Origin of the sequence: Aeromicrobium sp. Root344, assembly GCF_001425755.1 — a bacterium.
GTDB lineage: Bacteria > Actinomycetota > Actinomycetes > Propionibacteriales > Nocardioidaceae > Aeromicrobium.
Genome location: NZ_LMDH01000001.1, coordinates 832,899 through 853,818, shown reverse-complemented (window position 1 = coordinate 853,818; position 20,920 = coordinate 832,899). Strand labels below are relative to the sequence as shown.

The following is a 20,920-nucleotide window of genomic DNA, read 5'->3' as shown; positions in this document are numbered from 1 at the left end:
CCACGGCGGTTGCGTGATGGTCGACGCCAAGGGCAACAAGGACGAGCGGGACCAGGGCACCAAGACCCAGGACGGCTCGCACGAGACGCAGGCCGAGCTCGTCAAGAGCGACGCCGTCGAGCTCGAGATCGTCGAGGTGCGCGAAGGAGCCTTCGGCATCCACGGCACGGGTGACACGTCCGGCTTCGGCGGCCTGACCAGGCCGGTCATGATGCCCGGCGCGAGCCAGCGACCCTACGGCGGCTGGTACGACGAGGTCGCCGACCAGCTCGCCACGATCACTGAGCTCGACGAGGCCATCGAGAAGGTCGTCGTCGACCGCGGCGAGATCACGTTCTTCATCCGCCGGCACAAGCTGCTCGAGACCGTGACGCACCTGCGCAACGACCCGGTGCTGCGCTTCGAGTTCTGCTCCAGCGTCTCCGGCGTGCACTTCCCGCACGAGACCGGGCGCGAGCTGCACGTGGCCTACCACCTGCTCTCGATGACCCACAACCGTCGAATCCGCCTCGAGGTCGTGGCGCCCGACGACGACCCGCACATCCCGAGCGTCGTCAGCATCTACCCGACTGCGGACTGGCAGGAGCGGGAGACCTGGGACATGTTCGGCATCATCTTCGACGGCCACCCGGCCCTGGCCCGCATCCTCATGCCCGACGACTGGCCCGGCCACCCCCAGCGCAAGGACTATCCGTTGGGCGGCATCCCCGTCGAGTACAAGGGCGGCACGATCGCCCCGCCCGACCAGCGGAGGAGCTACTCATGACCGAGACCGTCAGCGACCCGTACGCCAGCACGACCGACTCGGCCGAGGGTCCGGTCTTCACCGTCACCGGCCAGGACTGGGACACGATCGACGCCTCGGCCGTCGAGGGCGACCACCTCGTCATCAACATGGGTCCGCAGCACCCGTCGACGCACGGCGTGCTCCGCCTGATCCTCGAGATCGACGGCGAGACCGTACGCGATGCCCGTGCCGGCGTCGGCTACCTGCACACCGGCATCGAGAAGAACATGGAGTACCGCACCTGGACGCAGGGCGTCACCTTCTGCACCCGCATGGACTACGTCGCGCCGTTCTCCAACGAGGCGGCGTACGTCATGGCGGTCGAGAAGCTGCTCGGCATCGAGGCGCCCGAGAAGGCGCAGGTCATGCGCGTCCTGCTGCTCGAGCTCAACCGCGTGTCGTCGCACCTCGTCGCGCTCGCCACGGGGGGCATGGAGATCGGCGCCCTCACGGTCATGACCTGCGGGTTCCGTGACCGCGAGCTGATCCTCGACCTGTTCGAGATGATCACCGGCCTGCGCATGAACCACGCGTTCATCCGCCCCGGCGGTGTCGCGCAGGACATGCCCGCGGGTGGCATCGAGAAACTCCGCTCCACGGTCCGGCTGCTCAAGAAGCGGCTGCCCGAGTACGCCGCACTGTGCAACGCCAACCCGATCTTCAAGGGCCGGCTCAAGGGCGTCGGGCACCTCGACCTCTCGGGCTGCCTCGCCCTCGGCCTCACGGGCCCGATCCTCCGCGCGACGGGCTACGACTGGGACCTGCGCAAGAAGCAGCCCTACTGGGGCTACGAGACGTACGACTTCGACGTCGTGACCCGCGACGAGCCGGACGCCTACGGCCGGTTCCGCGTACGCCTCGACGAGATGTGGGAGTCGCTCAAGATCGTCGAGCAGGCCACCGAGCGGCTCGCCGCGATGGAGGGCCAGCCCGTCATGGTCGCCGACAAGAAGATCGCCTGGCCCTCGCAGCTCAGCGTCGGATCTGACGGCCAGGGCAACTCTGCCGAGCACATCAAGCACATCATGGGCGAGTCGATGGAAGCGCTGATCCACCACTTCAAGATCGTCACGGAGGGCTTCCGCGTGCCGGCCGGTCAGGCCTACGCGAGCGTCGAGGCGCCGCGCGGCGAGATCGGCTGCCACGTCGTCTCCGACGGCGGCACCCGGCCCTACCGGGCGCACTTCCGCGATCCGTCGTTCGTCAACCTGCAGGGCACCTCGGTCATGAGCGAGGGCGGCATGCTGTCCGACGTGATCGTCGCGATCGCCAGCATCGACCCCGTCATGGGAGGCGTTGATCGATGACCCTGACGGATCTCACGAAGGACGAGCTCCGCGAGCTTGCCGGTCGTTATCCCCAGTCGCGGTCGGCGCTGCTGCCGATGCTGCACCTGATCCAGTCCGTCGAGGGCAACGTCACCAACGAGGGCATCGAGGTCTGCGCCGACATCCTCGGCATCAGCGCCGCCGAGGTCTCGGGCGTCGCGACGTTCTACACGATGTACAAGCGGCGTCCGATGGGCGAGCACCACGTCGGCGTCTGCACCAACACCCTGTGCGCGGTGATGGGTGGCGACCTGATCTTCGAGCGGCTCAAGGGCCACCTCGACGTCGGCAACGACGAGACGACCGAGGACGGCAAGGTCACCCTCGAGCACATCGAGTGCAATGCCGCGTGCGACTTCGCTCCCGTGATGATGGTCAACTGGGAGTTCTTCGACAACCAGACCCCCGACTCCGCGGTCGAGCTCGTCGACAAGCTGCGCGCCGGCGAGACGGTCCAGGCCACGCGCGGCGCGACGATCACGTCGTGGCGCGAGGCCGAGCGGGTGCTCGCCGGGTTCGAGGACGGGCTCGTCGACGAGGGGCCCGCAGCCGCCGGACCGTCGCTGGCCGGCCTCGAGATCGCCGCCGAGCGCGGCTGGTCGGCACCGTCGGTCGACGAGGCCAAGCAGGCCTCGTCCGGTTCCGGCGACGCGACGTCCGACACCAAGACCGGCGCTGCGGAACAGGCCGACACCCAGCGCGCCGAGACCGAGACCAAGGTCGAGGAATCGCCCGCAGACACTGCCAAGGAGGGCGAGGATGACTGACACCCTCACACCCGTGCTCAGCGCCGACTGGGGCACCGATCGCGCGTGGACCCTCGAGGCCTACGAGCGGGCCGGTGGCTACTCCGCGCTCGAGACCGCGCTCAAGATGGCGCCGGACGACGTCATCTCGATGGTCAAGGACTCCGGTCTTCGCGGTCGTGGTGGTGCCGGCTTCCCGACCGGCATGAAGTGGAGCTTCATCCCGCAGGACAACCCGAAGCCCAAGTACCTCGTGGTCAACGCCGACGAGTCCGAGCCGGGCACCTGCAAGGACATCCCGCTCATGATGGCGACGCCCCACACGCTGATCGAGGGCGTCATCATCGCGGCCCACGCGATACGCGCCAAGACCGCGTTCATCTACGTACGCGGCGAGGTCCTGCACGTCGTACGCCGCCTGCGCGCCGCGGCACGTGAGGCCAAGGAGGCGGGCTACCTCGGCACCGACATCCTCGGCTCGGGCATCGATGTCGAGCTGATCATCCACGCCGGTGCCGGTGCCTACATCTGCGGCGAGGAGACCGCGCTCCTCGACTCGCTCGAGGGTCGCCGCGGCCAGCCCCGCCTCCGTCCGCCGTTCCCCGCCGTCGAGGGCCTCTACGCCTCGCCGACCGTCGTCAACAACGTCGAGTCGATCGCCTCGGTGCCGTCGATCGTCAAGAACGGCATCGACTGGTTCGGCTCGATGGGCACCGAGAAGTCCAAGGGCTACACGCTCTACTCGCTCTCGGGACACGTCGCCCGCCCCGGCCAGTACGAGGCGCCGCTCGGCATCACGCTGCGCGAGCTGCTCGACCTCGGCGGCGGCATGCGCCCCGGCAGCGAGCTCAAGTTCTGGACCCCCGGCGGCTCGTCGACCCCGATCCTGACCGCCGAGCACCTCGACATCCCCCTCGACTACGAGGGCGTCGGCGCTGCCGGCTCGATGCTGGGCACCAAGGCGCTCCAGGTCTTCGACCAGACGACCTCGGTCGTACGCTGCGTGCTCCGGTGGACCGAGTTCTACAAGCACGAGTCGTGCGGCAAGTGCACCCCGTGCCGTGAGGGCACGTGGTGGCTCGTCCAGACCCTGCAGCGCCTCGATGAGGGGCAGGGCAAGGACGGCGACATCGAGCTGCTCCTCGACCTCTGCGAGAACATCCTCGGCCGTTCGTTCTGTGCCCTCGGCGACGGTGCGACGAGCCCGATCACCTCGGCGATCCAGCACTTCCGCAGCGAGTTCGAGTCTGGCCTGCACACGCCGTCGCGCGAGCTGTTCCCGCCGGCCGCCTCGACCCTGTTCGCCCCCCAGACCGTCGGAGGCAAGTGATGACAGTCGACGAGGTTTCGACAGGCTCAACCGGCACTGCGCCGGTCGAGCTCGTCACCCTGACGATCGACGACGTCGAGGTCAGCGTCCCCAAGGGCACTCTCGTGATCCGCGCCGCCGAGCTCATCGGCACCGAGATCCCGCGCTTCTGCGACCACCCGCTGCTCGACCCGGTCGGCGCGTGCCGCCAGTGCCTCGTCGAGATCACCGATGCCGGCAACGGTCGTGGCTTCCCCAAGCCGCAGGCGTCCTGCACGATCGAGGTCGCGGCCGGCATGGTCGTCAAGACGCAGGTCACGTCGCCCGTCGCCGAGAAGGCACAGCGCGGCAACATGGAGTTCCTGCTGATCAACCACCCGCTCGACTGCCCCGTGTGCGACAAGGGCGGCGAGTGCCCGCTGCAGAACCAGTCGATGACGCACGGCCAGGGCGAGACGCGCTTCACCGAGGTCAAGCGCACGTTCCCCAAGCCCATCAAGGTCTCCGAGCAGGTACTGCTCGACCGCGAGCGCTGCGTCCTGTGCGCGCGCTGCACCCGGTTCTCCGAGCAGATCGCCGGCGATCCCTTCATCGCACTGGTCGAGCGCGGCTCGCAGCAGCAGGTCGGCATCTACGAGGAGGAGCCCTTCAACTCCTACTTCTCCGGCAACACGATCCAGATCTGCCCCGTCGGCGCCCTGACCAGCGCCGACTACCGTTTCCGCGCCCGCCCCTTCGACCTGGTGTCGACCCCGTCGATCGCCGAGCACGACTCGAGCGGTTCCGCGATCCGCGTCGACCACCGCCGTGGCCGCGTCATGCGCCGGCTCGCGGGTGACGACCCGGAGGTCAACGAGGAGTGGATCACCGACAAGGACCGCTTCGCGTTCACCTACGCCACGGTCGGCGACCGCATCACGACCCCGCTCGTACGCAATCCCGAGACCGAGCAGCTCGAGCCCGCCTCGTGGCCGGCTGCCCTGGCGGCTGCCGCCAAGGGCCTCGCCGCTGCCGAGGGCAAGGTCGGTGTCCTGCCCGGCGGTCGCCTGACGGCCGAGGACGCGTTCGCCTACAGCAAGTTCGCCCGCACCGTGCTGCGCACCAACGACATCGACTTCCGTGCCCGGGCGCACTCGGAGGAGGAGGCCCAGTTCCTCGCCTCCCGGATCGCCACGACGTCGCTCGACGTCACGTTCGCCGACCTCGAGAAGGCGTCGACCGTGGTCCTCGTCGCGCTTGAGCCGGAGGACGAGAACGGCAGCATCTTCCTGCGTCTCCGCAAGGCGTCCCGCTCGGGCGTCAAGGTCGTCGCGATCGCAAGCCACGCGACCCGGGGCCTGCGCAAGATGAACGGCGAGCTCGTCCAGACCGTCCCGGGCCACGAACCGGCTGCCCTCGCAGCGCTCGAGCTCGACCAGGACGCGATCCTCCTCGCCGGTGAGCGGCTCGCCTCGGTCCCCGGTGGCTTCAGCGCCCTCGTGGCCGCCGCCGACAAGGCTGGCGCCCGCATCGCGTGGGTTCCGCGACGAGCCGGTGAGCGCGGTGCGCTCGAGGCCGGCTGCCTGCCCGACCTGCTGCCCGGTGGCCGTCCGCTCGACGACGTCGAGGCGCGTACGGACCTCGCCGCCGCGTGGGGCGTCCGCACGGTCCCGGCCCGACGTGGTCGCAACACGACCGAGATCCTCGAGGAGACCCGGCTCGGCGTGGTCCACGCGCTGGTGATCGGCGGCGTCGAGATCACCGACCTGCCCGACCCGGCCGCGGCGCGCAGGGCGCTCGCCAAGGCCGAGTTCATCGTGAGCCTCGAGGTGCGCGAGAGCGAGGTCACCGAGGTCGCCGACGTCGTCCTGCCGGTCGCCCCGGTCGTCGAGAAGCCCGGCAGCTTCGTCAACTGGGAGGGTCGCGTCCGTACGTTCGACGCCGTGCTCCACGAGCCCAACTCGCTCACCGACATCCGCATCCTCGCGGGACTCGCCGAGGAGCTCGGCCAGCCGCTCGGCTTCCGCACCGTCGCCCAAGCGCGTGCTGCCATGGTGGAGCTCGGTCCGTGGGACGGCGCACGCATCCCGGCGCCGACCGTCGAGCCCGACACGACGGCCGCACCCAAGCGGGCCGTCGTGCTCGACACGTGGCGCCTCATGATTGACGACGGCCGCAACCAGGACGGCCAGCTCGAGCTCAAGGCAACCGCCCGCCCGGCGGTCCTCCGCGCCAGCGAGGCCACGCTCAAGGCGTTCGACGTCGACCCCGGCGGCATGGCGACGCTGTCGACCGACGCCGGCATCGTCAGCTTCCCGACCGAGGTCGCCGAGCTGCCCGACGGTGTCGTCTGGGCGCCGGCCAACTCCGGCGCCAGCCTTCGCGCGGCCCTGGGCGTGGGCTACGCCGACCACGTGACGCTGTCGACAGGCTCAAGCGACGGGAAGGGAGCCTCATGAACCCGCTGTTCGGGCACGACCCGTTCTGGGTCGTCCTGCTCAAGTCCGTGCTGATCTTCGTCGTGCTGGTCGTCTACACGTTGTTCAACATCTGGTTCGAGCGCCGCGTCGTCGCCAAGATGCAGCACCGCATCGGCCCCAACGTGCACGGCCCGTTCGGCCTGCTGCAGAGCCTCGCCGACGGCGTCAAGCTCGCGTTCAAGGAGGATCTGGTCGTCAAGGCGGCTGACAAGGTCGTCTACGTCCTCGCACCGATCCTCGCCACGATCCCGGCGTTCCTCGCCTGGGCGGTCATCCCGTTCGGCCCCGAGGTCACGATCCCGTTCACCGACCAGAAGACGATGCTGCAGCTCACCGACCTGCCGGTCGCGGTGCTCTACATCCTCGCGGTGACCTCGATCGGGGTCTACGGCATCGTCCTCGCGGGCTGGTCGTCGGGCTCGATCTACGCCCTGCTGGGCGGTCTGCGCTCGAGCGCCCAGATGATCTCGTACGAGGTCGCGATGGGCCTGTCGCTGGTCTCGGTCTTCATGTACGCCGGCTCGATGTCGACGTCGGAGATCGTGTCCGCGCAGCACAGCATGTGGTACTTCGTGCCGCTGTTCCCGTCGTTCGTCATCTACGTCATCGCGATGATCGGTGAGACCAACCGCGCACCGTTCGACCTCCCCGAGGCCGAGGGCGAGCTCGTCGGCGGCTTCCACACCGAGTACTCCTCGCTCAAGTTCGCGCTGTTCTTCCTCGCCGAGTACGTCAACATGGTCACGGTCTCCGCGCTGGCAACCACGATGTTCCTCGGCGGCTGGCGTGCACCGTTCGGCATCTCCCACATCTGGGAAGGCGCCAACGAGGGCTACTGGCCGCTGATCTGGTTCTTCGGCAAGACGCTGTTCTTCATCTTCATCTTCGTCTGGCTCCGTGGCACGCTGCCGCGCATGCGCTACGACCAGTTCATGAGCTTCGGCTGGAAGGTCCTCATCCCGGTCGCCCTGGCGTGGATCGTCGCGGTCGCATTCATCCGCAAGCTCAAGAGCGAGGACATGCTCGGCGATCCGAAGGTCCTGCTGTGGGTCGCGATCGCCGCGGGCGTCCTCATCGTCCTGACGTTCCTGATCCCCGAGAAGAAGGAATCCGAGCCCGAGCCGGAGCCCGACGAGGTCGACGCCTTCGCCGGCGGCTACCCCGTACCGCCCATCACCGAGCCCCCCACGAGGAACGAACGATGAGCAATCCGATTAAAGAGACGCTCTGGGACCCGATCGCCGGATTCGGCGTGACGTTCCGGACGATGTTCCGCAAGACCGTCACGCAGCAGTACCCGTTCGAGAAGGTCCCGACGGCGCCTCGCTTCCACGGCCGGCACCAGCTCAACCGCTGGCCCGACGGTCTCGAGAAGTGCATCGGCTGCGAGCTGTGCGCCTGGGCCTGTCCCGCCGACGCGATCTACGTCGAGGGTGCCTCCAACACCGAGGGCGACCGGCACAGCCCCGGCGAGCGCTACGGCCGCGTCTACCAGATCAACTACCTGCGCTGCATCCTCTGCGGCCTCTGCATCGAGGCGTGCCCGACGCGTGCGCTGACGATGACCAACGAGTACGAGCTCGCCGACAACAACCGCGCGGACCTCATCTACGAGAAGAGCGACCTGCTCGCCCCGCTGCTGCCCGGCATGGTCGAGCCACCGCACGAGATGATGATCAGCGACGACCACCAGGACTACTACCGAGGCAAGTCGCTGCCGATCTTCCCGATCGACTCGTCGCTCAACGCCGACGTCAACCCGGCCGGTGCTCCGCGTGAACCCGGGGGGGCCGTGTGACCGCGTTCTGGTTCCTCGCGCCGATCATGGTGATCGCCGCGCTGGGTCTCGTCTTCGCCCGCAAGGCGGTCCACGCCGCCCTCTGCCTGGCGGTCGTGATGATCAGCCTCGCGGTGCTCTACGCCGCGCAGGGTGCGCCGTTCCTGTTCGCGGTGCAGATCATCGTCTACACCGGCGCGATCATGATGCTGTTCCTGTTCGTCCTGATGCTCGTCGGCGTCGACTCCTCCGACGCGGTCAAGGAGACGATCGGCGGCCAGCGCCTTGCTGCCGGCATCATCGGCCTGATCTTCGGCATCACCGTCGTGCTCGCGATCGGCCAGACCGTCTCGGGTGCCGTCGTCGGGCTCAAGGCTGCCAACGGCAACGGCAATCCGTACGGGCTCAGCGAGCTGCTGTTCGGCAAGTACGTCCTCGCGTTCGAGTTCACCAGCGCCCTGCTGATCACCGCCGCCCTGGCTGCCATGGTGCTGGCCCACAAGGAGCGCCTGACCGTACGCCACTCGCAGGCTGACATCGCCGCCCGCCGCATGCGTGAGTACGCCGAGTCCGGCCGGCACCCCGGCCCGTTGCCGGCGCCCGGCGTGTTCGCCCGGCACAACGCCGTCGACACCCCCGCCCTGCTGCCTGACGGTTCCCCGCTCGAGAGCTCGGTCTCCGACAGCATCGTGGGCCGCGGCCAGGTGCGTCAGGGCTTCGAGGACGACATCGACAGGCTCGTCGAGCAGGTCGGCGACGAGCAGCCCCGCGACGAGTCGTTCGGAGGCGAGAAGTGAACGAGTACATCACGCTGTCGCTCATCCTGTTCACGATCGGCTCGGTGGGCGTCCTCGTCCGCCGCAACGCGATCGTGGTCTTCATGTGCATCGAGCTCATGCTCAACGCGACCAACCTCGCGTTCGTGAGCTTCTCGCGGCAGAACGGCAACCTCGACGGGCAGGTGGCAGCCTTCTTCGTCATGGTCGTCGCGGCCGCCGAGGTCGTCGTCGGACTGTCGATCATCGTGTCCATCTATCGCGCGCGTCGCTCGGCTTCGGTCGACGAGGCGAGCCTCTTGAAGTCGTAGGAGGACACCACGATGTTCGATCTCCAATGGCTGTTGATCGCCATCCCGCTGGCGAGCGGTCTCGGCCTGCTCGTGTGGGGCAAGGAGGGCGACCGCTTCGGTCACCTCATCGGCACGGCCGCCTCGGCGCTGTCCTTCCTGTTCGGTGTCGTGCTGTTCGCCTCCTTGCTCGGCAAGGACGGCGAGGACCGGTCCCAGTCGACCAAGCTCTTCACCTGGATCGACGCCGGCTCGTTCCACGTCGACATGGGCTTCACGTTCGACCAGCTGTCGGGCCTTTTCGTCCTGCTGATCACGGGTGTCGGCACGCTGATCCACGTCTACTCGATCGGTTACATGGCGCACGACGAGCGGCGCCGCCGGTTCTTCGCGTTCCTCAACATCTTCATCGCCGCGATGCTGACGCTCGTGCTCGCGTCGGACTACCTCGTGCTGTTCCTCGGCTGGGAGGGCGTCGGCCTGGCGTCCTACCTGCTGATCGGGTTCTGGCAGCACAAGGACTCGGCCGCGGCGGCCGCCAAGAAGGCGTTCGTCGTCAACCGCGTCGGTGACCTGGGCATGGCGACCGGCATCATGCTGATGTTCTCCGAGTTCGGCACCTCGTCGATCCACGCGGTCAACGGCGCCATCACCGGCGCCTCCGGCTCGGTCGCCACGGCGCTCGGCCTGCTCCTGCTGCTCGGGGCGTGCGGCAAGTCCGCCCAGGTCCCGCTGCAGAGCTGGCTGCTGGACGCGATGGAGGGTCCGACCCCGGTCTCGGCCCTGATCCACGCCGCCACGATGGTCACCGCCGGCGTCTACCTCGTCGTACGCTCCCACGGCATCTTCGACGCGTCGGAGGCGGCACGTACGGCGGTCATCGTCGTCGGTCTGGTGACGCTGCTCGCGGGCGCCTGGATCGGCTGTGCCAAGGACGACATCAAGAAGGCGCTCGCGGGCTCCACGATGAGCCAGATCGGCTACATGATGCTGGCCGCCGGCCTCGGCCCGGCCGGCTACGCGTTCGCGATCTTCCACCTCATCACGCACGGGTTCTTCAAGGCCAACATGTTCCTCGGTGCCGGATCAGTCATGCACGGCATGGACGACGACGTCGAGATGCGGCACTACGGCGGCCTGCGCACGTTCATGCCGATCACGTTCGCCACGTTCGGCCTCGGCTACCTTGCGATCATCGGTGTGCCGCCGTTCGCGGGCTTCTGGTCCAAGGACAAGATCATCGAGGCGGCGTTCGGCGAGAACTTCTGGGTCGGGCTCGGCGCTCTGCTGGGCGCCGGAGTCACGGCGTTCTACATGACCCGCCTGATGATCATGACGTTCCTGTCGGAGAAGCGCTGGCGCGAGGGCGTGCATCCGCACGAGTCGCCCAGAGTCATGACCTGGCCGCTGATCGGCCTCGCGGTGCTGTCCGCCCTCGGTGGCGTGCTGCTGGTGAGCAACTGGATCACCGAGTGGCTCGAGCCGATCACGGGGCACGCGGAGCACGAAGAGCTCGCAGTCCCGGCGATCGTCCTGACGCTCATCATCACGGTCGTCGTCGCGATCGGCGTCGTGGCTGCGGTGGCCTTCTACCGCCGCGAGCCCATCGCCGTCGAGACGCCCGCCGACAGCTCGGTGTCGATCTTCGCGCGCGCGGGTCGCCACGAGCTCTACGGCAACGAGCTCAACGACGCGATCGTCGTACGCCCGACACGTCACCTCACCCGGTTCCTGGTGTGGTTCGACGGCAAGGGGGTCGACGGCTTCGTCACCGGCGTCGCCGACCGGCTCGGTGACACCTCACAGTTCCTGCGCAAGCCGCAGACCGGCTACGTCCGTTCGTACGCTCTCACGATGTTCGGCGGCGTTGCCGTCCTCGTCCTTGCCCTCCTGGCGGTGACCCTCGCATGATCCTGTCGATCCTCGCCGCGACTCCGATCGCGGGAGCGGTGCTCCTCGCGCTCCTGCCGCGTGAGCCCGCTCCGCACCACCGGGCCAAGTACGTCGCGCTCGGCGTCTCGCTCATCACGCTCGTCCTGTCGCTCGTCGTCATGGCCAAGTTCGACCAGGACGCCGGCGGATACCAGCTGACCGAGAAGCACGAGTGGATCAAGGTCTTCGGGGCCTACTACTCGCTCGGCGTCAACGGCATCGGCATCACGCTGATCCTGCTGACCACGATCCTCACGCCGATCGTGATCCTCGCGGCGTTCGGCGACCGGCTGCCCGATCCCAAGAGCACGAATGCGTACTTCGCCTGGATGCTGGCGGTCGAGGGCCTCGCGATCGGCGCGTTCGCCGCGACTGACGCGTTCCTCTTCTACGTCCTGTTCGAGGCGACGCTCATCCCGCTCTACTTCCTGATCGGCTCGTTCGGCGGGCCCAACCGGTCGTACGCCGCGGTCAAGTTCCTGATCTACAACCTCGTCGGCGGACTGCTGATGCTGGCCTCGATCGTCGGCCTGTACGTCATCAGTGCGCGCCAGGGCGACGCGTCGTTCCTGCTCAGCGACCTGCAGAACCTCGACTTCAGCACCAACACCGAACGGCTGCTGTTCCTCGGGTTCATGGCCGCGTTCGCGATCAAGGCGCCGCTGTGGCCCCTGCACACGTGGCTGCCGGACGCCGCCGGTCAGGCAACCCCGGGCACCTCGGTGCTGATGGTCAGCGTGATCGACAAGATCGGCACGTTCGGCATGATCCGCTGGTGCCTCGGGCTGTTCCCGGGTGCGTCCGACTGGGCCAGCCCCGTCGTCATCGTGCTCGCGGTCATCAGCATCCTCTACGGCGCGCTGCTCGCGATCGGCCAGGACGACATCCGCCGGCTCATCGCCTTCACCTCGGTGTCGCACTTCGGCTTCATCATCCTCGGCATCTTCGCGTTCACGACGACGTCGCTGGCCGGCTCGACGCTCTACATGTTCAACCACGGCCTCTCGACCGCCGCGCTGTTCCTCGTCACCGGCATGATGATCGCCAGACGCGGCTCGGCGCGGATCTCCGACTTCGGCGGCGTGCAGAAGATCGCCCCGATCATGTCCGGCGTCCTGCTCGTGGCTGGTCTGTCCAGCCTGTCCTTGCCGGGTCTCGCGCCGTTCATCTCGGAGTTCCTCGTGCTCGCCGGCACGTTCACGAGATCCATCCCGGCGGCGGCGTTCGCCACGCTCGGCATCGTGCTCGCGGCGCTCTACATCCTGATCATGTACCAACGCGTCATGACCGGACCGCTCAAGGCCGGCAACGAGGGCGTGAGCGACCTCGACCACCGCGAGATGGCGTCGTTGACCCCAGCGATCATCCTGATCGTCGGCCTCGGCTTCTTCCCGCAGCCGCTGCTCAACGTCATCAACCCCGCGATCGACGAGGTGATCAGCCACGTCGGCAAGGGTGACCCGGCGCCCAAGACACCCGTCCAGATCGATGAATCAGCCACGCAGGAAGGAGGACACGGATGATCGCCACGTTCTCATCCGCGACCGACCTGCCCCCGATCTCCGCGCCGGACATCGAGTACTCGCTCCTGGCTCCGGTCTTCATCATCGCCGGCGTCGCCGTCCTCGGCGTCATCGTCGAGGCCTTCTGGCCCCGCAGCTCGCGCTTCCTGGTGCAGGCCGGTCTCGCCGTCGTCGGCATCGTCGCGGCGTTCGCCGACACGATCTGGGTCTTCACCGACCTCGACAAGCTCGACGGATCCCGTCTCGCCCGGGGCCAGGTCGCCGCCGAAGGCGCGCTGGCGGTCGACGGACCCGGCGTGTTCGCCTGGGGGATCCTGCTGATCTTCGGCTTCCTGAGCATGCTGCTGTTCGCCGAGCGACGCCTCGAGGGTGGGCTCAGTGGCTTCACCGGCCGGGCCGCCGACGCGCCGGGCTCTGCGTCCGAGGCCGAGGCGATCAAGCATCGCGTCGAGCACACCGAGGTCTTCCCGCTCGCGCTGTTCGCCCTCGTCGGCATGATGCTGTTCGCGACGTCCAACGACCTGCTGACGATGTTCGTCGCGCTCGAGGTCCTGAGCCTGCCGCTCTACCTGCTGTGCGGCCTGGCCCGTCGCCGCCGGCTCATGAGCCAGGAGGCCGCGCTCAAGTACTTCCTGCTGGGTGCGTTCTCGTCGGTGTTCTTCCTCTACGGCATCGCCCTCACGTACGGCTATGCCGGCAGCTTCCGGCTCTCCGACATCGACGTCGCGGTGACCAACCGCACGGGCGGCGAGAACATGCTGTTGGCTGCCACCGCGCTGATGGCGGTCGGCCTGCTGTTCAAGATCGGTGCGGTGCCGTTCCACACGTGGACGCCCGACGTCTATCAAGGCGCCCCGACGCCGGTCACGGCGTTCATGGCCGCAGGCACCAAGGCCGCGGCGTTCCTCGCGCTGCTCCGCGTGTTCTTCGTGGCGTTCGGCGGCTCGTCGTGGGACTGGCGGCCGATCATCGTCGCGGTCGCGATCATCACGATGTTCCTCGGCGCCGTCGTCTCGATCTCGCAGACCGACGTCAAGCGCATGCTGGCCTACTCCTCGATCGCCCACGCGGGATTCCTGCTCGTCGGCTTCGTCGGCGCGTACGCCGGGGCCAAGGACTCGTCGCGGATCACCTCGACCTCGAGCATCCTGTTCTACCTGACGGTCTACGGCGTCTCGTCGATCGGTGCGTTCGCGGTCGTGACCCTCGTACGCGACTCCGGTGGCGAGACCACGCACCTGTCGAAGTGGGCCGGTCTCGGCAAGACGTCGCCGGTGCTCGCCGGCTCGTTCGCGCTGTTCATGCTGTCGTTCGCCGGCATCCCGCTCACGGGTGGGTTCATCGGCAAGTGGACCGTGTTCAGCGCGGCGTGGTCGGGTGGCTTCTGGTGGCTGGTCGTGATCGGCGTGCTGGTCAGCGCCCTGGCGGCCTACTTCTACGTGCGGGTCATCGTGCTGATGTTCTTCACCGAGCCCGTCGGCGAGGGCCCCACGGTCGCGGTGCCGAGCGTCCTCACGACGACAGTGCTTGCCGTGGCTGTGATCGCCACCCTGGGACTCGGTATCATTCCGGGACCGCTGCTGGATCTTGCGCAGCATGCAGGCGCCTTCGTGCGCTGATCCATTCCCTAGGAGCTCCGCGTGTCCCGTCTGGGTGTCTCGTTCACCGACCCGACCCTGGAGGCGCGCGTCCAGGCGGGGGTCGAGCAGGTCGAGGTGCAGCTCGCTGCCGCCGTCGACAGCCCGGAGAAGTTCGTCGCGGAGGCCGCCGCCCACCTGCTCAATGCCGGCGGCAAGCGGTTCCGCCCCCTCCTGGTCATGCTCAGCGCGGAGTTCGGCGAGTCGGCCAACCCTGACGTCGTACGCTCCGCGGTCGTCGTCGAGCTGACGCATCTCGCCACGCTCTATCACGACGACGTCATGGACGAGGCCGACAAGCGCCGCGGCGCCCCGAGCGCCAACGCCCGCTGGGACAACTCGGTCGCGATCCTGGTCGGCGACTACCTGTTCGCCCAGGCCTCCGACCTCGTGTCCGACCTCGGGCCTGAGGCCGTGCGCATCCAGGCACGTACGTTCTCCCGGCTCGTGCAGGGCCAGATCCGCGAGACGCTCGGCCCGTCAGAGGACGACGACGCGCTGGCGCACTACCTGTCGGTCGTCGCCGACAAGACCGGATCGTTGATCGCCACGGCTGCCCTGTTCGGCGCCAAGATGGCCGGCGCCTCGGTCGACGTGCAGGAGACGCTCAGCGAGTTCGGCGAGCGGATCGGTGCGGCGTTCCAGCTCAGCGACGACATCATCGACATCGCCAGCGAGACCGGCGACTCGGGCAAGACGCCCGGCACCGACCTGCGTGAGGGCGTCCCGACGCTGCCGACCCTGATCGCGCTGCGATCGACCGACGCGGAGAGCGAGCGGTTGCGATCGCTGCTGGCCAAGCCGCTGACCGACGACGCCGAGCTCGACGAGGCCATCCGGCTGCTGCGTGTGCACCCGGCGATGACCGAGGCCCGCACCTACGTCCAGGCCGAGGCCGATGCCGCGAGCGCCCTGCTCGCCAAGCTGCCCGACGTACCGGCCCGCGCCGCCCTGCAAGCCCTCTGCGACACCGTCGCGACCCGCCTCGGCTGACGCGCGGTTTACCAAGAGGTCAGGGCAAACTGCCACCTCACCGGGGTTGTGCACCCTGAGGAGTGGCCCCATGCCCTGACCTCTTGGTAAACCGCAGCCGCCGGCTGGCCGAGCTCAGATCGGGGCGGCTTCGGTCGGGACCATCCGGCGTCGGCGGCTCGTGATGGCGTCGACGGTGAAGATGACGAGGGCGATCCAGACCAGGACGAAACCGATCCACCGCTCGGTCGTCATGGTCTCGTCGAAGATCGTCAGGCCGGTGATGAACTGGATGATCGGGCCGAGGTACTGCAGGATCCCGATCGTCGTCAGGGTCAGGCGCGTGGCGGCAGCGCCGAACAGCAGCAGCGGGATCGCGGTGACGACACCCGTGCCCACCAGCAGTGCGGCGTTGCCGGGGCCGTCGTGCCCGAACGTCAGGTCACCGCGGAACTGCAACGCGACCAGGAACGCCACGGCGACGGGGAACAGGATCGCGGTCTCCATGCCGAGGCCCTCGAACGCGCCGAGGTTGGCCTTCTTCTTGAGGAACCCGTACGCCGCGAACGAGAGCGCCACGAGCAGGGCGATCCACGGCAGTCGGCCGTATCCGATCGACAGCACGACGACCGCGAGGACGCCGATGCCGATGGCACCCCACTGCGCCGGCCGCAGCGTCTCCTTGAGCACGAACACGCCGAGCAGCACCGTGACGAGCGGGTTGATGAAGTAGCCCAGCGAGGTCTCCACGACGTGCCCGTTGGTGACGCCGTAGATGAAGCCGCCCCAGTTGAGCGCGATCGTGATCGACGCGAACGTCAGGATGATCATGAGCCGCCGGTCGCGCGCGATCGCGAGGAACGTCGACCACTTGCCCATCGCCGTGATCGAGACGAGCACGAAGACCATCGACCACACGAACCGGTGCGCCAGGATCTCGAGGGAACTCGCCGGGTCGAGCAGCGGCCAGTACAGCGGGAAGAATCCCCAGCACAGATAGGCGGCGACTCCGAGGCCCACGCCGCTCTTGGAGTCGTTCACGAGACGAGGGTACGCCCGAGCGCGCCCACCTCGTCCCGACGCCGACACCGCAGCGAAAGGTTGGCCGGAATTCGCCGAAGTCTGACCGTCGGGGCACCATGACGACATGAGCAGCACTCCGCGGTGGTTCACCGACACGAAGGACGGGCACTCGCAGTGGTACGTCGAGCGCTTCCGCACGATGGCGGCCAAAGGTGCCGACCTCGGCGGTGAGGCCCGCCTGATCGATGCGATCGCGGCGCCGGGCTCACGCATCCTCGACGCGGGTTGCGGTCCCGGTCGCGTGGGCGCGATCCTGCACGATCGCGGCCACACCGTCGTCGGGGTCGACGCGGATCCGGTCCTGATCGCTGCCGCGCAGGAGGACCATCCAGGTCCGCGTTGGCTGGTCGGCGACCTGGCCGCCCTGGACCTCGACGAGGAGCCGTTCGACGTCGCCGTCGTGGCCGGCAACGTCATGGTGTTCGTGGCGCCGGACACCGAGGTCGAGGTGTTGCGCGGCCTGCGCGCCCACGTACGCACGGGCGGCCGGATCGTGCTGGGCTTCGCGCTCGATCGCGGCTACGGCGTCGGACAGCTCGACGCCGACGCCGCCACGGCCGGGCTCGAGCTCGAGCAACGGTTCGCGACGTGGGACCTGGAGCCGTTCACCGACGACGCCGGGTTCGCCGTCACGTTCCTGCGGGTGCCCTGAGCCCGGTTGCCGATCGGCTAGCGTCATCGCATGCTGGCAGCCGCCGACCGCTTCGAGACGTACGGGCCGTCGCACCTGACGGTGCTGGCGATCTTCGTGGTCGGCGCGGTGCTGATCGTCGTGGCCGGTCGCCGAATGGATGGCACGGCGGAGCAGACGGTCAGGCGTACGTTCGCCGGCGCGATCCTCGGGGTCACGGTGCCGCTGCAGATCCTGCAGCTCACGCCCGACGAGTGGAACCTGCAGACCTCCCTGCCGTTCCAGCTCTGCGACCTTGCGTGGATGTTCGCCGTGCACGCGCTGTGGACCCGTAGCCGGCTCACCGCGACGATCACCTATCTGTGGGGCATCACGCTCACGACCCAGGGGATGCTGACGCCTGACCTCGCGTCGGACTTCCCCGAGGCACGGTTCCTGATGTTCTGGGGCATGCACCTCCTGATCGTCTGGGCCTCGCTGTTCCTGGTGCTCGGCCTGCGGATCCTGCCCACGTGGCACACGTACCGGCAGACCGTTGCGATCACGCTGGCCTGGGCCCTCAGCGCGTACCTCTTCAACGTCGTCGCCGGCACCAACTACGGCTACCTCAACCGGCTGCCCAAGAACGCTTCGCTGCTGGACTACCTCGGCCCATGGCCGCTGTTCGTCGTGCTCGAGATCGCGATCGTCGCGGTGGTGTGGGCGCTGCTCACCTGGCCGTGGACGCGCGAGGAGGTCGCGCGGGCGGAGACGGCGTGAGCGGCCCAATCGGCGGGGTCGGACAACGCGGGACGGTTCTTCCCTAGAGTGTTCCCATGGACGCCTACCTCGACGACTACACGGCGGTCGGCGTCATCATCCTCGCCGGCATCGTGCTGGCCGCGGGGATGCTCGGGGTCAACCGCCTGATGCGTCCGCGCGTCGCCGCCCGCGAGAAGCAGCTGACGTATGAGTCGGGGGTCGACCCGGTTGGTGCGGGCTGGGCGCAGTCGACCGTCCGCTACTACGTCTACGCATTCCTCTACGTGATCTTCGCGGTCGACGCAGTGTTCCTCTTCCCGTGGGCGGTCGTGCTCGAGGACATCGGCCGGGCCGCCGCGGCCGAGATGGGCATCTTCATCGGCATCCTCGTCGTGGGCCTCGCCTACGCCTGGCGCAAGGGGGTGCTGTCGTGGACCTAGACCGTCCCGGGCAGATCGACCTGCCGATGCCGACCCTTGCTCCGCCGACGCTCGGAGCCGGGTCGGCGTACGCCCCCAAGCCCGCGCGCTATCTGCTCAACTGGGGTCGCAAGTACTCCCTCTGGGTCTTCAACTTCGGGCTTGCCTGCTGTGCGATCGAGTTCATCGCGACGTCGATGTCGCGCCACGACTTCATCCGGCTCGGCGTCATCCCGTTCGCGCCAGGTCCGCGTCAGGCCGATCTGATGGTCGTGTCGGGCACCGTGACCGACAAGATGGCACCTGCGATCAAGCGGCTCTACGACCAGATGCCCGAGCCCAAGTACGTCATCAGCTTCGGCTCGTGCGCCAACTCCGGGGGGCCCTACTGGGACTCCTACTGCGTCACCAAGGGCGTCGACCAGATCATCCCCGTCGACGTGTACGTACCGGGGTGCCCGCCGCGTCCTGAAGCGTTGCTCAACGGCATCGTCACGCTTCAGGACAAGATCGCCGGAGAGAACCTGGCCGATCGCTACCAGCGCCCGGCCACCTCACTGCTGTCACCTCGCATGGAGGCGCCCGAGTGACGCTTGAGGACAACGGCTTCGGCCCGCCGCACCGTGTCGTCGAGGCAGCCGAGTGGCACGACGCCGCGGCACAGCTCAAGCGCGACGGCTACACCTACTTCGACTGGCTGTCCGCGGTCGACGAGCACCCCGAGGGGTTCCGGCTCGTGCTGCACGTGGCCCGGGTCCCTTCGACAAGCTCCGGGGGCGGGGGCCTGGACCATCTGCTCCTGGTCACCTACGTCGACCGTGACGCTGCTGCGGTGGCCTCGATCGCCGACGTCTACGCCGGTGCCTCGTGGCACGAGCGCGAGACGCACGAGATGTTCGGCATCGACTTCGGCCTCGACCTCGAGCCGTTGCTGCTGCCGGACGGCTTCGAGGGTCATCCGCTGCGCAAGGAGTTCGTGCTGGCCTCGCGCGTCGCCAAGCCCTGGCCCGGCGCCAAGGAGCCGGGGGAGAGCGACGCCGAGTCGACCCATTCGCCGAGCCGCCGCCGGATCAAGCCGCCGGGCGTACCCGATCCCGAGGACTGGGGCCCGGGGAAAGTGGTTGATTCGGACGTCCCTTCGACAAGCTCAACGACCGAGGGGGACGGCGATGCCTGACGTCATCGACGTGATCCTGCGCTGCGTCCTCGTGCTCGCGGTGTTCATGGTGCTGCCACTGGTCATCGGCCAGATGGAGCACAAGGCCATGGCGCACATGCAGAGCCGGGTCGGGCCGATGGCAGCCGGTGGCTTCCACGGCTGGGCACAGCTCGTCGCCGACGGCGTGAAGTTCGTCCAGAAGGAGAGCATCACCCCGGTTGCCGCAGACCGCAGGGTGTTCGAGCTCGCGCCGGCTGTCGCGCTGGCGCCCTACCTCGTCGCCCTCCTCGCGATCCCCCTCGGCCCGTTCTTCGGGCAGGGCAACCTGATCGGCCAGGACCTCGACCTCGGCCTGTTCTTCGTGCTCGCGGCGATGAGCGTCGGCGTGCTCGGCACGCTGATGGGTGGCCTCGGCAGCGGCAACAAGTACTCCTACATCGGCGGCATGCGCGTCGCGGCCCAGCTCATGTCGTACGAGCTGCCGATGGTGCTCGCCGCCGCCAGCGTCGCGATGGCCGCCGGGACGCTGTCGCTGGTCGGCATCGCGCAGGAGTGGGAGCCGTGGTGGCTGATCACCCAGCTCCCGGGACTCATCGTGTTCTTCATCGCGGGGCTGGCCGAGCTGCAGCGCCCGCCGTTCGATGCGCCGCTGGCCGACGCGGAGCTCGTCATGGGACCGCTGACCGAGTACGGCGGCATGCGCTTCGCGATGTTCCTGCTCGCCGAGTACGCCGGGATCCTGGTGCTCTCGGCCCTGACGACGGTGCTGTTCCTCGGCGGGTGGGCCGGGCCGTTCTCGGACCACATCGGCTGGCTCTGGACGCTGGTCAAGGTCATGGCGGTGGCGTTCCTCGTCATCTGGGCGCGCGTCGCCTATCCCCGGCTCCGTGAGGACCAGGTCAACGCGCTGGCCTGGAAGGTGCTCGTGCCGGTCGCCCTCGCGCAGATCACCCTGACGACGGTGCTGGTGGTCGCATGACGTACGGCAAGGGGCTGCTGCAAGGCCTCAAGGTCACGTTCAAGAACCTGACCCGGCGATCCGTCACGGCGCACTATCCCGACGTGCAGCCCGACCTGCCGCCCCGCAGCCGCGGCGTCATCGCGCTGCAGGAGGAGAACTGCACGTCGTGCATGCTGTGCGCCCGCGAGTGCCCCTCGTGGTGCATCACGATCGACTCGCACAAGGAGACCATCCCGGCGACGACCGAGGGTGGCCGCGACCGCAGCCAGAACGTGCTCGACACGTTCGACATCGACTACTCGCTCTGCATGTACTGCACTATCTGCATCGAGGTCTGCCCGTTCGACGCCCTGCACTGGTCGCCGGAGTTCGCGTATGCCGAGGGCGACA

At 68.3% G+C, this 20,920-nt stretch carries 20 protein-coding genes and 1 pseudogene; 20 read left to right on the top strand and 1 reads right to left on the bottom strand.

Going from position 1 to position 20,920, the window contains the following annotated elements:
- The first annotated feature begins 16 nt into the window (after positions 1–16).
- From ASC61_RS04205 to ASC61_RS04145, 13 genes are read left to right on the top strand one after another with little or no spacing between them, the layout of a single operon-like run.
- Positions 17–766: an NADH-quinone oxidoreductase subunit C gene (locus tag ASC61_RS04205; protein WP_056209767.1), complete on the top strand. Its 750-nt coding sequence runs from the start codon at positions 17–19 to the stop codon at positions 764–766.
- Positions 763–2,094 carry an NADH-quinone oxidoreductase subunit D gene (locus ASC61_RS04200; protein ID WP_056209764.1) on the top strand — a complete coding sequence of 444 codons (1,332 nt, stop codon included), beginning with the start codon at positions 763–765 and terminating at the stop codon, positions 2,092–2,094. Before ASC61_RS04205 ends, ASC61_RS04200 begins: the two co-directional genes overlap by 4 nt.
- Positions 2,091–2,882, top strand: a complete 792-nt coding sequence (gene nuoE / locus ASC61_RS04195; protein WP_056209761.1) for an NADH-quinone oxidoreductase subunit NuoE — start codon at positions 2,091–2,093, stop codon at positions 2,880–2,882. The genes ASC61_RS04200 and nuoE overlap by 4 nt, the downstream gene beginning before the upstream one ends.
- Positions 2,875–4,191 carry an NADH-quinone oxidoreductase subunit NuoF gene (nuoF, locus tag ASC61_RS04190; protein WP_056209752.1) on the top strand — a complete coding sequence of 439 codons (1,317 nt, stop codon included), beginning with the start codon at positions 2,875–2,877 and terminating at the stop codon, positions 4,189–4,191. The genes nuoE and nuoF overlap by 8 nt, the downstream gene beginning before the upstream one ends.
- On the top strand, positions 4,191–6,608 hold the full coding sequence (locus ASC61_RS04185) for an NADH-quinone oxidoreductase subunit G (RefSeq protein ID WP_056209749.1): 2,418 nt from the start codon (positions 4,191–4,193) through the stop codon (positions 6,606–6,608). Before nuoF ends, ASC61_RS04185 begins: the two co-directional genes overlap by 1 nt.
- Entirely contained in the window at positions 6,605–7,834 is a 1,230-nt protein-coding gene (nuoH, locus tag ASC61_RS04180) for an NADH-quinone oxidoreductase subunit NuoH (protein WP_056209747.1), read from the top strand. The genes ASC61_RS04185 and nuoH overlap by 4 nt, the downstream gene beginning before the upstream one ends.
- Positions 7,831–8,427 (top strand): NADH-quinone oxidoreductase subunit NuoI, encoded by a 597-nt coding sequence (gene nuoI, locus ASC61_RS04175; protein ID WP_082530447.1) that lies wholly within the window; start codon positions 7,831–7,833, stop codon positions 8,425–8,427. The genes nuoH and nuoI overlap by 4 nt, the downstream gene beginning before the upstream one ends.
- Positions 8,424–9,203, top strand: a complete 780-nt coding sequence (locus tag ASC61_RS04170) for an NADH-quinone oxidoreductase subunit J (RefSeq protein ID WP_082530446.1) — start codon at positions 8,424–8,426, stop codon at positions 9,201–9,203. The genes nuoI and ASC61_RS04170 overlap by 4 nt, the downstream gene beginning before the upstream one ends.
- Positions 9,200–9,493 (top strand): NADH-quinone oxidoreductase subunit NuoK, encoded by a 294-nt coding sequence (gene nuoK / locus ASC61_RS04165; protein WP_056209744.1) that lies wholly within the window; start codon positions 9,200–9,202, stop codon positions 9,491–9,493. Before ASC61_RS04170 ends, nuoK begins: the two co-directional genes overlap by 4 nt.
- Before the next feature lie 12 nt (positions 9,494–9,505).
- Positions 9,506–11,383: an NADH-quinone oxidoreductase subunit L gene (gene nuoL, locus ASC61_RS04160; protein ID WP_056209739.1), complete on the top strand. Its 1,878-nt coding sequence runs from the start codon at positions 9,506–9,508 to the stop codon at positions 11,381–11,383.
- On the top strand, positions 11,380–12,927 hold the full coding sequence (locus ASC61_RS04155) for an NADH-quinone oxidoreductase subunit M (protein WP_056209736.1): 1,548 nt from the start codon (positions 11,380–11,382) through the stop codon (positions 12,925–12,927). Before nuoL ends, ASC61_RS04155 begins: the two co-directional genes overlap by 4 nt.
- Positions 12,924–14,546 (top strand): NADH-quinone oxidoreductase subunit NuoN, encoded by a 1,623-nt coding sequence (nuoN, locus tag ASC61_RS04150; RefSeq protein WP_056209733.1) that lies wholly within the window; start codon positions 12,924–12,926, stop codon positions 14,544–14,546. Before ASC61_RS04155 ends, nuoN begins: the two co-directional genes overlap by 4 nt.
- Positions 14,547–14,567: 21 nt before the next feature.
- Positions 14,568–15,557 carry a polyprenyl synthetase family protein gene (locus ASC61_RS04145; protein ID WP_056209730.1) on the top strand — a complete coding sequence of 330 codons (990 nt, stop codon included), beginning with the start codon at positions 14,568–14,570 and terminating at the stop codon, positions 15,555–15,557.
- 114 nt (positions 15,558–15,671) lie between these two features.
- Here ASC61_RS04145 and rarD read toward each other — a convergent pair whose 3' ends face one another.
- Positions 15,672–16,577 carry an EamA family transporter RarD gene (rarD, locus tag ASC61_RS04140; RefSeq protein ID WP_056209727.1) on the bottom strand — a complete coding sequence of 302 codons (906 nt, stop codon included), beginning with the start codon at positions 16,575–16,577 and terminating at the stop codon, positions 15,672–15,674.
- A gap of 106 nt (positions 16,578–16,683) precedes the next feature.
- On the opposite strand from rarD, the gene ASC61_RS04135 reads away from it, so the two are divergent.
- The 7 genes and pseudogenes from ASC61_RS04135 to ASC61_RS20220 all read left to right on the top strand — a co-directional run.
- Positions 16,684–17,271 (top strand): class I SAM-dependent methyltransferase, encoded by a 588-nt coding sequence (locus tag ASC61_RS04135; protein WP_056209724.1) that lies wholly within the window; start codon positions 16,684–16,686, stop codon positions 17,269–17,271.
- Positions 17,272–17,301: 30 nt separating this feature from the next.
- Positions 17,302–18,009: a YwaF family protein gene (locus tag ASC61_RS04130; protein ID WP_056209721.1), complete on the top strand. Its 708-nt coding sequence runs from the start codon at positions 17,302–17,304 to the stop codon at positions 18,007–18,009.
- A gap of 56 nt (positions 18,010–18,065) precedes the next feature.
- A complete protein-coding gene (locus tag ASC61_RS04125; RefSeq protein WP_056209718.1) occupies positions 18,066–18,431 on the top strand; it encodes an NADH-quinone oxidoreductase subunit A in 366 nt (121 codons plus the stop codon).
- A complete protein-coding gene (locus ASC61_RS04120; RefSeq protein WP_327019488.1) occupies positions 18,422–19,000 on the top strand; it encodes an NADH-quinone oxidoreductase subunit B in 579 nt (192 codons plus the stop codon). The genes ASC61_RS04125 and ASC61_RS04120 overlap by 10 nt, the downstream gene beginning before the upstream one ends.
- Entirely contained in the window at positions 18,997–19,587 is a 591-nt protein-coding gene (locus tag ASC61_RS04115; protein ID WP_056209712.1) for an NADH-quinone oxidoreductase subunit C, read from the top strand. Before ASC61_RS04120 ends, ASC61_RS04115 begins: the two co-directional genes overlap by 4 nt.
- Positions 19,580–20,548 (top strand): complex I subunit 1/NuoH family protein, encoded by a 969-nt coding sequence (locus ASC61_RS04110; protein WP_056209709.1) that lies wholly within the window; start codon positions 19,580–19,582, stop codon positions 20,546–20,548. The genes ASC61_RS04115 and ASC61_RS04110 overlap by 8 nt, the downstream gene beginning before the upstream one ends.
- Positions 20,549–20,667: 119 nt before the next feature.
- Positions 20,668–20,892, top strand: a pseudogene (locus ASC61_RS20220) (4Fe-4S binding protein); the annotation flags it as partial.
- Positions 20,893–20,920 lie beyond the last annotated feature (28 nt).

Coding starts and splice junctions, on each gene's coding strand:
- ASC61_RS04205 (WP_056209767.1), top strand. CDS start 17: ATGGTCGACGCCAAGGGCAACAAGGACGAGCGGGACCAGGGCACCAAG.
- ASC61_RS04200 (WP_056209764.1), top strand. CDS start 763: ATGACCGAGACCGTCAGCGACCCGTACGCCAGCACGACCGACTCGGCC.
- nuoE (WP_056209761.1), top strand. CDS start 2,091: ATGACCCTGACGGATCTCACGAAGGACGAGCTCCGCGAGCTTGCCGGT.
- nuoF (WP_056209752.1), top strand. CDS start 2,875: ATGACTGACACCCTCACACCCGTGCTCAGCGCCGACTGGGGCACCGAT.
- ASC61_RS04185 (WP_056209749.1), top strand. CDS start 4,191: ATGACAGTCGACGAGGTTTCGACAGGCTCAACCGGCACTGCGCCGGTC.
- nuoH (WP_056209747.1), top strand. CDS start 6,605: ATGAACCCGCTGTTCGGGCACGACCCGTTCTGGGTCGTCCTGCTCAAG.
- nuoI (WP_082530447.1), top strand. CDS start 7,831: ATGAGCAATCCGATTAAAGAGACGCTCTGGGACCCGATCGCCGGATTC.
- nuoL (WP_056209739.1), top strand. CDS start 9,506: ATGTTCGATCTCCAATGGCTGTTGATCGCCATCCCGCTGGCGAGCGGT.
- ASC61_RS04155 (WP_056209736.1), top strand. CDS start 11,380: ATGATCCTGTCGATCCTCGCCGCGACTCCGATCGCGGGAGCGGTGCTC.
- nuoN (WP_056209733.1), top strand. CDS start 12,924: ATGATCGCCACGTTCTCATCCGCGACCGACCTGCCCCCGATCTCCGCG.
- ASC61_RS04135 (WP_056209724.1), top strand. CDS start 16,684: ATGAGCAGCACTCCGCGGTGGTTCACCGACACGAAGGACGGGCACTCG.
- ASC61_RS04130 (WP_056209721.1), top strand. CDS start 17,302: ATGCTGGCAGCCGCCGACCGCTTCGAGACGTACGGGCCGTCGCACCTG.
- ASC61_RS04125 (WP_056209718.1), top strand. CDS start 18,066: ATGGACGCCTACCTCGACGACTACACGGCGGTCGGCGTCATCATCCTC.
- ASC61_RS04110 (WP_056209709.1), top strand. CDS start 19,580: ATGCCTGACGTCATCGACGTGATCCTGCGCTGCGTCCTCGTGCTCGCG.